The sequence below is a fragment of the Streptomyces sp. DT2A-34 genome (assembly GCF_030499515.1).
Taxonomy (GTDB): Bacteria; Actinomycetota; Actinomycetes; order Streptomycetales; family Streptomycetaceae; genus Streptomyces.
Genome location: NZ_JASTWJ010000001.1, coordinates 6,462,093 through 6,473,485, shown reverse-complemented (window position 1 = coordinate 6,473,485; position 11,393 = coordinate 6,462,093). Strand labels below are relative to the sequence as shown.

The window sequence follows — 11,393 nt, the reverse complement described above, 5'->3', positions numbered from 1 at the left end:
GGGCCTGTGGACAACTCACCAGCTGTGGACAACCGCACCCCTGTGGGCAACTCCACCCCCACGCACAACCGCGCGACACGCCCGGGACGCGTGAGGCAGTATGGCCCGCGATGCGCAGAGGACTCGTACACGTACTCGCTTGGTCGCTCGCCACGGGCGCGGCGGTCACGCTGTCGTGGTGGGGCGTCCACACGGTGATGGCGGGCACGGCGTACGACCCACCGCGCGCCCTGCCCATCACGGCGGCCGACGCGACCACACAGGAGTCGAAGCCACTGGCCTCGTCGACGCAGCGGCCGACCCCGTCGGGGAGTCCCTCACCGAAGCCGAGCAGGACGCCGCGGACCACCCCGCCCCCCTCGAAGACGCCCCCGAGAACCGCCAGTCCCTCCCCGACCCCCACCGCCTCCGGCCAGGTCAAGGGCTACGACACCGACGGCGGCCGCGTGGTCTTCGACATCGGCGAGACCTCCGCGACCCTCGTCTCCGCCACTCCGGGCGCGGGCTGGTCGATGCAGGTGTGGAAGACGGAGACGTGGATCCGGGTGGAGTTCGGCTCGGGCGCGGACCGGGTGTCGGTGTTCTGTACGTGGCACGACGGGCCGCCGCGGGTGGAGATCGGGAACTACTGACTCACCCGAAGGACGCCGAACTACCTGAAAACTGAAGGCGGCGGCGCCGGTGACGCGACCGCGGCCGCGTCCGTGACCGGTACGGCGCCACCCGTGAAGTCGGTGAGGGACCTGCCGTGTTCGACCCGGCCGGGGTGCGGGTCGGACGCGGCGCGGCGGGTCAGTTCCGCGACCGGGAGCGGCAGGTCGGCGGCGAGGAGGACGGCGTTGCCGAAGCGTTTGCCGCGCAGCACGGTCGGGTCGGCGACCAGTGCCAGTTCGGCGAACCGGGCGGCGGCGGTGGCGATCTGGCCGCGCAGATGCGCCAGCGGCGGCCCGTCGGCGAGGTTGGCGGCGTACCAACCGCCGGGTTTCAGCGTCCGGCGGACCTCGTCGAGGAACTCGGTCGAGGTGAGGTGGGCCGGGGTGCGGGCTCCGCTGAAGACGTCGGCGATGACGAGGTCGGCCCATCCGTCGGGCACCTTGGCGAGCCCTTCGCGCGCGTCGACGGATCGCACCCGGATGCGGGCGCCGCGGTCCAACGGCAGCTCGCGGCGGACCAGTTGGACGAGGGGCGCGTCGCGTTCGACGACCTGCTGGGTGGAGCGGGGGCGGGTGGCGGCGACGTAACGGGCGAGGGTGAGGGCGCCACCGCCGAGGTGTACGGCCTGTACGGGTTTGCCGGGCGGGGCGACGAGGTCGATGACGTGGCCGAGGCGGCGCTGGTACTCGAAGGAGAGGTAGGCGGGGTCGTCGAGGTCGACGTGCGACTGCGGGGCCCCGTCGATCAGCAGCGTCCAGGCCCGTGCCCGGTCCCGGTCGGGTATGAGCTCGGCGAGCCCGCCGTCGACGGTCTCGACGACGGAGGCGACGGCCGCGCCGGAGCGCCTCGGGTTCCTGGACTTTCCCACGAGGCCATTATCAGGGGGTACGGGCGCTCCCACCCGCCGTCGGGCCGTGCCTCACCGGCGGCCACGCGTCACCGGCAGTTGTCGGCCGCCTCGATCAGCCGCGCCGCCTCGCCCAGCGCCGCCCGCAGCACCGCGGGGTCGGTCGCCAGGTCCGCCTCACCGGGCGGCAGGAGCCAGTCCGAGCCCTCGACGGGCGGCTCGGGGTTCAGGTTCAGGCTGAGTCCCCGGCCGTCGGTCTCGGTGCAGGTGCTGCCGGGCACGTCCCAGGCGGCCGCCGTGCCCGGCGGGACGACGAAGCCCAGTGTGTCGCTGCCGTCGTCGTGCAGCACGGGCCCGACCCCGTCGCAGGCGCCCCGTCGCAGGATGTCGACCGCCTCCAGGCCCTGCCGCGCCGGAACCGTGACCACGTCGCAGCCCACCTCCGGCGGCTCGCTGAACTCTGCTGTCGGCGCGTGCCCGGCCGTTGTCGACGGCGTACGAGGAACGACGCTCTGGCTGGTCTCCATCTCGACCTCCACCACGGAACCCCTTGTGCAGTCCGAAGAGTTCAACGCGTCGTGACGTCAACGGCTACGGCGGAAGTCCGCCGCAAAGGATGGCAGTTCATGGCAGATCACGTATGAGATATCCGGTTTGTAGCCAAACACAGCGTGGCGGGTCCGCTACAGCAGGTACGTTCTTGCCCGCCGGAGACAAGGGCACCACACGGATATTCGGTTCAACTCGTCCTCGTTCCGGCATGGTTCGACGGTTCGCACGGGAGGACCCGGCCATGGCGTTGTCAGAGCTGACCTCGTCCCAGCAGTACCCCAGACCACCGCGGCCGAATCTCACGTTCCGGGAGTTGCGCGGACAGCGCTCGCCGGCCGAGTTCGCCGCGGCGGTACGACGGGCCGCCCGCGAGATCGGCGAGCGGGTCAGCTGTGACGCGCGTTATGTCGGACGGGTCGAGGCCGGTGAGATCCGGTGTCCCAACTATGCGTACGAACGGGTGTTCCTGCACATGTTCCCCGACCGCACGCTCACCGACCTCGGCTTCGCGCCCCGCTCGTCCGTACGCGGACGCCGGGCGCGCACCGACGAGGACGCGCCCCTCGTGCACACCACGAGCCCGGCGCACACCACGAGTGAGAAGTGGGGGGCCGACGAGCCGTATGTCCCACGAGACCCGCAGGACCCGTACGAGCCGTACGAGCCGTACGAGCCGTACGAGCCGTACGGCGCACAGCAGAACCACGAGAACGACGAGATCCACGAGGAGAGCGACGTGCTGCGTCGCGCATTCATGACCGGCGGGGGCGCCACGGTGGCCGCCGCCTCGCTGGGCCCCTTGGGGCTCACCTTCGACGCCGCGGCCGCGGCGCGTCCCGTCAGGCGTGCCGGGGGGCACGAGGCGGACGCGCTCGAGGAAGCCGTACGCCGCATCCGGGTGCTCGACGACCGGCACGGCGCCGACGGCCTCTACCGGCGGGCGGCCGCCCCGCTGCGCGCCGCCTACGCACTGCTCGACGCCGCCACGACCCGGCAGGCGATCGGCGACCGGCTCCACTCGGGCGCGGGTGAACTGGCCATCTCGGTGGGGTGGCTGGCGCACGACTCGGGGCGGTTCGACGACGCGCGCTCGCACTACGCGGAGGCGTTGGCGACCGCCCGGATGGCGGGCGACCCGGCGCTGGAGGCGCACGCCTTCTGCAACACGTCGTTCCTCGCGCGGGACGCGGGACGGCCACGCGAGGCGGTCCGGGCGGCGCAGGCCGCGCAACGCGTCGCGCGCCCCCTGGGCTCCCCCCGTCTGATGTCGCTGCTCGCGCTGCGTGAGGCGGGCGGCTGGGCGGGGCTCGCCGACCGCACCGGCTGCGAACAGGCCCTCGCCCGCGCGGTGGCCTTCTTCGAGCGGGGCCGCTCGGACGCCGACCCCGAGTGGATGAGCTTCTACGGAGAAGCCGAGCTGGAGGCCCTGGAGGCGCAGTGCTGGTCGACGCTGGGCAACTGGCGGCGGGCGGCGCGGCACGCCGGGCGCGCGGCCCAGCTCCAGGATCCGCACTTCACGCGCAACATCGCGCTGTACACGGCGGAACTGGCGGACGACCTGGCCCGCGGGGGCCTTCCCGACGAGGCCGCCGCGGCCGGGATGCGGGTGCTGGACCTGCTGGACCTGGTGCAGTCCTCGCGGGTGCAGACGATGCTGGCGGGAACGGCACGGGTGCTGCTGCCGCACCGTCGGGCCAGTGGGGTGTCGGTCTTCCTGGAGAGGCACGCGAGCGTGCCGCGCACGGCATAGCCGACGGCCCCCTGTCGGCACCCGGCCCCCTTTACGCTTACGCCGCCAAGTGCCCCAGGTCGTTCCAGCTCTCGATCGCCGGCTCCCCGTACGCCCATCCCAGCACCGACAGCGACGTCGGGTTGAGCCGGATGCGCGCCGCGAAGTCGAGCGGCAGGCCCAGCCAGCGCGCGCCTATGGAGCGGAGTATGTGCCCGTGCGCGAACACCAGCACGTCCCGGTCCGCCTCGCGCGCCCACGTCACCACCTCGTCGGCCCGGGCGGTCACCTCGGCGAGGCTCTCGCCCTCGGGCACGCCGTCGCGCCAGATGAGCCAGCCGGGCCGTACGGCCTGGATGTCCGCCGGGGTCATGCCCTCGTACGCGCCGTAGTCCCACTCCATGAGCGTGTCCCAGGTACGCGCGCGTTCGCCGAAGCCGGCGAGTTCGCACGTCTCACGCGCGCGTGACAGGGGGCTGGTGCGGACCTCGATCCCTGCCAGCCCGTCGAACGGGGGCCGGTGCAGGCGTTCGCCCAGCAGCTTCGCGCCCCTGCGGCCCTCCTCCAGGAGCGGCACATCGGTCCTGCCCGTGTGCTTGCCGGCCAGCGACCATGCCGTCTGTCCGTGCCGGGCCAGCAGGATGCGCGGTGCCATGGAGCGGCCTTCCGGGAGAAATGAGAGGCGGAACCCGTCCATCATCGCGCACGCTGTGCGCGGGCAACCCGGGGGGCGATCTTTGCGTCTTGAGGTCCGGGGCGCCCGAAGGAGGCGCACGCGTACACCGTAAAGTGGTTCGACCGGTCCACCGGGCGCCGCGACAAGAAGGGGGAGGCGATCGGATGCCACACGCCGAGACAGCTGGCGTGGAGGCGACGCCGCGGACCCGCCTGCGCTGGTGGACCGAGCTGCCGCTGATACTGCTGGTCTACGCCTGCTATTCGGCGGGCCGGCTCCTGGCCCGGGGTGATGTCAGCACGGCCGTCGACCACGGTCTGGCGATCCTGGACATCGAGAAGGCTCTGTACCTCAACGCGGAGCACCCCCTCAACCGCCTCTTCACCCGAGAGCCCTGGCTCGGCGTCCCGGCCGACTTCTGGTACGCGTCGCTGCACTACCTGGTCACACCCGTGCTCCTGGTCTGGATCTTCAGGTCCCGCACCGTGCACTACCGCGCGGCCCGCACCTGGCTGATGACGTCGACCTTCATAGGTCTGATCGGCTTCACCCTGCTGCCCACCTGCCCGCCCCGGCTGCTCGCCGAGAGCCACGGGTTCGTGGACACGATGGCCCAGTACAGCTCGTACGGCTGGTGGGGCGGCGCGGCGAGCGCGCCGAAGGGCATGGGCGGCATGACGAACCAGTACGCGGCCATGCCGAGTCTGCACGTCGGCTGGGCGCTGTGGTGCGGGGTGATGCTGTGGCGGTACGGCGGGACGCGCCTCACGAAGGTGGCGGCCGTCGCCTACCCGCTGATCACCACGATCGTGGTGATGGGCACCGCCAACCACTACTTCCTCGACGCGGCCGCGGGCGCCGCCGTGATGGGCGTCGGGCTGCTGCTGGCGCCGTACGTCATGCGGACCGCGGACCGGGTCCGGGCGCGGTTCGGGGCGGAGGTCGCACCCGTCGCGACGGCCTCCGGCGGCACGGTCGCAATCGGTACGCGCGAGACCGTCACCGTGGCCTCCGACGACGCTTCTTCCTCAATTGTCAGTGGCGGATGCCAGACTTCCGCGGGTGAGCGAATTCCACGGCAGCGCGAGTCCCGGTTCGGATCGGGAGCCGAGCCGAGTGCCTCTCCCCAGGACGCGGGGGACGGCGCTCCGGCACCGGCTCGCTGAGCTGCGCGGTCCCGACGTACCGGCCAAGGCGCTGGACGCGCGCGCCCTGGCCGCCCTCGCCGCCAACCCCGGCTGCAAGCGGCGCGCGATCCTGGACGGCGCCGGGGTGAACAAGGCGGCACTGGCGAGCGCGCTGGGCTCGCCGTCGGTGTTCGGGCAGTCGCAGTTCGCCTTCACGCGCGGCAACGCCTTCGAGGCCAAGGTCAAGGCGGACGGCGGCGCGGAGCTGCTGCGGCTGGTCCACGAGAGACTGGACCGCTCGGCCGAACCGCCCGCCCACGCGCGCGTGCCCGAGCTCACCGCGACCGGCCCCGAGGGCCGCACCGCCCGTACGGCACTGGCGCTGCGGGAGGCCACCGAGGCGCGCGGCGAGTGGACCCTGCTCGACCATCCGATGCTCGCGCTGGACGTCGCCGGCTCGCCCGCCTTCCTGGAGCCGGACGCGGTGGTCGTGCACCCGGACGGCAGCTGGACGGTCGTGGAGATCAAGTCCTTCCCGATGCTGGACGGTTCGGCGGACCCCGCCAAGGTGGGCGCGGCCGCCCGGCAGTCGGCGGTGTACGTGCTGGCACTGGAGCGGATCGCCGCCCGGCTGGACCCCTCTCCGCGCGTGCGCCACCGCGTCCTCCTCGTCTGCCCCAAGGACTTCTCCAACCTCCCCACCGCCTCGGCCGTGGACGTCCGCAAGCAGCGTGCGGTGACCTCGCGCCAGCTGGCCCGGCTCACCCGCATCGAGGACATCGCCGACACCCTCCCCGCCGGTACCTGCTTCTCCCCCGACCTGCCCACCGCCGACCTGACGGCAGCCGTCGAGTCGGTCCCGGCGACCTACGCGCCCGAGTGCCTGTCCGCCTGCGAGCTGGCCTTCCACTGCCGCGCCCGCTCCCGCGCGTCCGGCGCGGTGACGTCGCTGGGCCGTTCGGTGCGGGCCGAGCTGGGCGGCCTGACGATGGTCGAGGACGTCCTGTCGGCGGCCCGCGGCGAGTCCGGCGACCCGGACGACCCGGCGGTGGCGGCCCTGCGCCGGGCGGCGCGGCTGCGGGCCGAGGCCCTCGGCCGGGAAACCGGGGCGCCCGGCCGTGCGGCGGATGCCCTCGGGAGTGAGTCGGAAGCCATCGGCACGGAGGCGGTGGCCCCGTGTCACTGATCTCCACCCTCGCCCGCCTCGAAGCCGTCAGCACCGGCCGCGCCCAGCCCGCCGCCACCGTCCGCCACCGGCACCTGTCCGACCGCCCCCTGGTCTTCGTGCCGCTCACCACCGCCGGTGAGGCCGGCGCCCCGCTCGGCGCACTGGTCGGCACCGACCGGGACGCCCCGCACCTGCTGGTCGTACCGCAGCCCCGCGACCGCGACCTCAGGTTCGCGTTCCTGTCCGAGCTGGCGGACGTCGTCCTGCCGTACATCGACGCCCACGCGGAAGTCGTCGAGGCGGCCGAGCGCAATGAAACCGATCCGGAGACCGGCAAGCGGGTCAAGGTCGAGGTCGAGCTGTGCGCCGATGCCCCTCAGCTGATCGTGCCGAGCCGCGCGGGCATCGACTTCGTACGGCTCCTGGGCCGCTCCATGCGCTTCAGGCGTACGGCGGAACAGGACCCGGAGGCCCCCTATCCCGCGCCCCCGCGCGTACCGCTGCTCGGCCGCTGGCTGACCCACTTCGGCGAGCGGGCCCGCGTACCCGGCTCCTCGCTGCTGCTGGCCATGACGGACGTACTGGCCCGGCACTGGGTGACCGGCCAGTCCACCCTGGAGGACCAGCACCTGGGCGCGCTGCTCGCCTGGCTCGACCGGCCGGACGGTGAGACGGGCGCCGAGGCGGCGCTGCGGGCGGAGCTCGCGCGGGACCGGGAGGGCCAGTTGCTGTGCCCACCCGCGGGCCCGGCCACCGACCCGGCCTTCGACAACAAGCTGCTCGCCCCCGCCATCGAGCGCTACGACCGCGCCCGTACCGCCCTCGCCGCCGCCGAGGACGGCTTGGAGGCCGACGACCGGCTCGGTGACCTCACGGCCGCCGAGCGGGAGATCCGCGCCCTCGTCGAGACCCGGACCCGGCCCACCTGGGACGCGGTGTGGCGCGGCCTGGACCTGCTGCGGTCCCACCTGCCCGAGGCCGGGCAGCACGTCGAGGAGCGGTGGACCCGCGACCGCTGGTCGTTCACCGGCCACCGCGACCGCGTCCTCGCCGGCGAGCCCCCACAGCCGCGCCGGGACGACGCGGTCACCGCCGCCAACAAGCTCGCCGCGCGCGAGCGCGAACAGGCCCGCCTGGACGCGCAGGAGGCGCTCGACGACCCGCTGGTGATGGCGGGACGGCGGCTGGCCGGGGAGGCGTTCGCGGGCGAGGTCACCGAGGTCGTCATGGCGTACAGCGAGAGCAAGCGGCCGAGCCCGCGCCCGCTGGTCACCGTCCGCACGGACGACCGGCCGCATCTGGGCGAGCGGGCCAAGGTGTTCCGGTCGCTGGGCGGGAAACCGCAGGCGGCGGAGTTCGTCGGCCACGAGGATGCCCCCGACGAGAACGGCGAGGACGGCGGTGCGCTGGTCGTGCTGCGCGTGCTGGACAAGATGGGCCGCGGCAAGGAGCCGGAGGCGGGGTCCGTGCCGGAGAAGGGCGACCTGGTCTGCTTCACGCTGTTCGAGCACGAGCAGCGGGGCGGGGCCAAGCTGCCCGACCCGGAGCAGACGCCGTGGACGCACGGCGGGCCGCCCGGGGAGCAGGAGTCCGAGGCCGCCGATCCCCTGACCGAGGAGGATGTGCTGTGACCGCCGTGTTCGACCCCGGTGCCGCGGCGACCGAGGCCACCGACGCGATCCTCAGCGACACGCTGCACGGCACCGCGCGCGGTGTCGTCGTCGACTCCCCGCCCGGCGCCGGCAAGTCCACGCTCGTCGTCCGCGCGGCCCTGGAACTCGCCGACGCCGGACGCCCGCTGATGGTCGTCGCGCAGACCAACGCCCAGGTCGACGACCTGGTGCTGAGGCTCGCCGAGAAGAACCCCGAGCTGCCGGTGGGCCGGCTGCACAGCAGCGACGCCGACCCGTACGACAAGGCGCTGGACGACCTGCCGAACGTACGCAAGTCGGCGAAGGCGGGCGATCTGGGCGGCCTCTCGGTCGTCATCTCCACGGCGGCCAAGTGGGCGCACGTCAAGGTCGACGAGCCCTGGCGGCACGCGATCGTGGACGAGGCGTACCAGATGCGCTCGGACTCGCTGCTCGCGGTGGCCTGCCTGTTCGAGCGGGCGCTGTTCGTCGGCGACCCGGGTCAGCTGGACCCGTTCGCGATCGTGGGCAGCGAGCAGTGGGCGGGCCTGTCGTACGATCCCTCGGCCTCCGCCGTGACCACCCTCCTCGCCCACAACCCCGAGCTGCCGCAACACCGCCTGCCGGTGTCCTGGCGGCTCCCCGCGTCCGCCGCGCCCCTCGTCTCCGACGCCTTCTACCCGTACACGCCGTTCCGCAGCGGCACGGACCACGGCGACCGTCACCTCTCCTTCGCGGTCCCGTCGGACGGCTCGGGCCCCGACCGGGTGATCGACGAGGCGGCGGAGTCGGGCTGGGGCCTGCTGGAACTGCCCGCCCGGCACACGCCGCGCACGGACCCCGAGGCGGTACGGGCGGTGGCGACGGTCGTACGGCGTCTGCTGGACCGCGGCGGCGCGGCGACGTCGGAGCGCTCGCCCGACCCCGCGCCCCTCACCGCCGACCGGATCGCGGTCGGCACGGCACACCGGGACCAGGCGGCGGCGGTCCGGGCGGCACTCGCCGAGCTGGGCGTGACGGACGTCACCGTCGACACCGCGAACCGCCTCCAGGGCCGCGAGTACGACGTCACGGTCGTCCTCCACCCCCTCTCCGGCCGCCCCGACGCCACCGCCTTCCACCTGGAGACGGGCCGCCTGTGCGTCCTCGCCTCCCGCCACCGTCACGCGTGCATCGTGGTGTGCCGGGCCGGGGTGAGCGAGCTGCTGGACGACTATCCGTCGACGGAGCCGGTGCAGCTGGGGACGGTGGTGAAGTTTCCGGATGGTTGGGAGGCGAATCACGCGGTGTTGGCGCGGCTGGCGGAGCATCGGGTGGTGTGGCGGCCGTGAACGAACACGGCACGCGGGCCATCGGCGCAGACCGCAACGCCCCCCATCGCCGGACGCCCGCCGCGGCAACGGCATACCGATACCGCGGCACGCCGCCGGAGGCGGCCAATGAACACAGCCCGGATGGTTGGGGGGCGCATCACGCGGTGTTGGCGCGGCTGGCGGAGCATCGGGTCGAGTGGCGGCCTGGGTGACGGCAGCCCGGCTGACCTGTCACGGCGCCCACTTGCGCGAGCGCGGGACAATGGACTGTGGACCGGTTCACCGGGGGGTGCCCGGTTGCGGGGGTTGGTCGCCGGGGAGCAATGAGATCGGTGACGTACCAGATCGGTGATGCGGGAGAAGGAGAAAACATGGCGGAGCCCACGCCGCGTCGGAACGAACCGCGGCTACGCCCCGCGCCCCTGCTCTTCGAGCCCGCGGAGGTGGCCGCCGACCCGGAGCACTTCTTCGACCTGGAGTCGATCGACGACCCGCGGGCGCTGCTGGCGCGGGCGACCGAGCTGACGCAGGCGTTCCGGGCGGCGACGGACCGGGCGGTGGAGTTCCAGGCCATCGCGGCGGCCCAGCTGGCGGACCCCCGGCGGTTCGACCGGCTGACGCCCGCCGACATCGCCGCGCAGGCCGAATGGACCGAGGACTACGCCAAGAAGATGGTGGAGTTCGGCAGGGATCTCATGCGGGGGGTCGAGGGGCCCGGCCACGTCGACCCGGTGTGACCTTCGCGGACCGAGAGGGACCGACGAGAGGGACCGACGCGGGTGCCCCAAGGGCATATGCCAGGCGGGCAAGATACGCCCTGCCACCCCGCCCTGTCCCGATTTCCGGGAACTCTCGGGAACCGCGCGCTCACCGTCGGTAGATGTATCTGCCATGAGCAGCACACGCAACGCCCCGCCCTCCCCCGCCTCCCTCACCGCCGCCTCCCTCACCGCGGACGGCGCCGCCTGGCTCGCCTCCGCAGAACCGTATCCGCGCAGCATCCGGGCGCTCTGGGACGAGCAGCCGACGGCCCCCGTGGTCCTGGCCTGCGGTTCCGTGTTCGACATCGTGAGCGCGCCCACGGTCTTCGGGCGACGCATGGTCGACCAGCTGTGGGAGGAGGGGCCCGGATCGGGGCCGGTGGCGATGTTCCGGGGCCGGATGCTGCTGTTCGCCGCGCCCGGCACCGCCCAGCGGCTGCCGTCGCTGCTGCGGTGGGAGGAGTTCGGCCGCGCGGGTGACGTCCCGCCACTGCTGTGCCACGGCACGGGGGACGCGGTGACCGTCCCGGCCGGGTCCGGCACGGACGCCCCCTCCGGCTCCCGCTGGCTGGTCGCCCCCGACACCCGTCATCCCTGGTTACCGGGCCCCGAGGTGCTGCTCTGGGCAGCCGTGCGGGCGGCCCGCGCGGCCGTTCGGATATCGATTTTTCCCCACGCCGACCAGGGTGCTAAGGTCTACGACGTCAGCAGGCGCCGCTAGCTCAGTTGGTTAGAGCAGCTGACTCTTAATCAGCGGGTCCGGGGTTCGAGTCCCTGGCGGCGCACAGACGGTGAAGGCTCCTCGCGGAAGCGAGGGGCTTTCGCTTTTGAGGTCGGCTCTCCCGGTCCCGCAGGGGCGGCTGGGGGTCCGGGGTCAGCCCCCGGGGAATGCAGCATCAGCGGGTCCGGGGTTCGAGTCCCTGGCGGCGCACAGA

General features: G+C 73.3%; 11 protein-coding genes and 1 tRNA gene. 9 read left to right on the top strand and 3 right to left on the bottom strand.

Going from position 1 to position 11,393, the window contains the following annotated elements:
- Nucleotides 1-110 precede the first annotated feature (110 nt).
- Nucleotides 111-632, top strand: a complete 522-nt coding sequence (locus QQM39_RS29045) for a hypothetical protein (RefSeq protein WP_302000510.1) — start codon at nucleotides 111-113, stop codon at nucleotides 630-632.
- 20 nt (nucleotides 633-652) lie between these two features.
- Here the strand turns inward: QQM39_RS29045 and QQM39_RS29040 are convergent, their stop codons facing one another.
- Together QQM39_RS29040 and QQM39_RS29035 are read right to left on the bottom strand one after the other, a co-directional pair.
- Entirely contained in the window at nucleotides 653-1,522 is an 870-nt protein-coding gene (locus tag QQM39_RS29040) for a spermidine synthase (protein ID WP_302000509.1), read from the bottom strand.
- Nucleotides 1,523-1,590: 68 nt separating this feature from the next.
- Nucleotides 1,591-2,043, bottom strand: a complete 453-nt coding sequence (locus QQM39_RS29035; protein ID WP_302000508.1) for a hypothetical protein — start codon at nucleotides 2,041-2,043, stop codon at nucleotides 1,591-1,593.
- A gap of 251 nt (nucleotides 2,044-2,294) precedes the next feature.
- On the opposite strand from QQM39_RS29035, the gene QQM39_RS29030 reads away from it, so the two are divergent.
- Nucleotides 2,295-3,803 (top strand): hypothetical protein, encoded by a 1,509-nt coding sequence (locus QQM39_RS29030; protein ID WP_302000507.1) that lies wholly within the window; start codon nucleotides 2,295-2,297, stop codon nucleotides 3,801-3,803.
- A 37-nt stretch (nucleotides 3,804-3,840) separates the two neighbouring features.
- Here QQM39_RS29030 and QQM39_RS29025 read toward each other — a convergent pair whose 3' ends face one another.
- Nucleotides 3,841-4,437: a histidine phosphatase family protein gene (locus QQM39_RS29025; RefSeq protein ID WP_302000506.1), complete on the bottom strand. Its 597-nt coding sequence runs from the start codon at nucleotides 4,435-4,437 to the stop codon at nucleotides 3,841-3,843.
- Nucleotides 4,438-4,622: 185 nt separating this feature from the next.
- On the opposite strand from QQM39_RS29025, the gene QQM39_RS29020 reads away from it, so the two are divergent.
- From QQM39_RS29020 to QQM39_RS28990, 7 genes are all read left to right on the top strand, one after another.
- Entirely contained in the window at nucleotides 4,623-5,624 is a 1,002-nt protein-coding gene (locus QQM39_RS29020) for a phosphatase PAP2 family protein (protein ID WP_302000505.1), read from the top strand.
- A complete protein-coding gene (locus QQM39_RS29015) occupies nucleotides 5,575-6,771 on the top strand; it encodes a hypothetical protein (RefSeq protein WP_302000504.1) in 1,197 nt (398 codons plus the stop codon). The genes QQM39_RS29020 and QQM39_RS29015 overlap by 50 nt, the downstream gene beginning before the upstream one ends.
- Entirely contained in the window at nucleotides 6,762-8,384 is a 1,623-nt protein-coding gene (locus QQM39_RS29010) for a hypothetical protein (protein ID WP_302000503.1), read from the top strand. Before QQM39_RS29015 ends, QQM39_RS29010 begins: the two co-directional genes overlap by 10 nt.
- Complete coding sequence (locus QQM39_RS29005) at nucleotides 8,381-9,715, top strand: AAA domain-containing protein (RefSeq protein ID WP_302000502.1); 1,335 nt, start codon at nucleotides 8,381-8,383, stop codon at nucleotides 9,713-9,715. The genes QQM39_RS29010 and QQM39_RS29005 overlap by 4 nt, the downstream gene beginning before the upstream one ends.
- A gap of 353 nt (nucleotides 9,716-10,068) precedes the next feature.
- A complete protein-coding gene (locus tag QQM39_RS29000) occupies nucleotides 10,069-10,434 on the top strand; it encodes a hypothetical protein (protein WP_302000501.1) in 366 nt (121 codons plus the stop codon).
- Between the two features lie 154 nt (nucleotides 10,435-10,588).
- The gene (locus tag QQM39_RS28995; protein WP_302000500.1) at nucleotides 10,589-11,179 is read left to right on the top strand and encodes a bifunctional DNA primase/polymerase; all 591 of its coding nucleotides are present in this window, start codon (nucleotides 10,589-10,591) and stop codon (nucleotides 11,177-11,179) included.
- Nucleotides 11,170-11,243, top strand: a tRNA-Lys gene (locus QQM39_RS28990). The genes QQM39_RS28995 and QQM39_RS28990 overlap by 10 nt, the downstream gene beginning before the upstream one ends.
- Nucleotides 11,244-11,393: the final 150 nt, after the last annotated feature.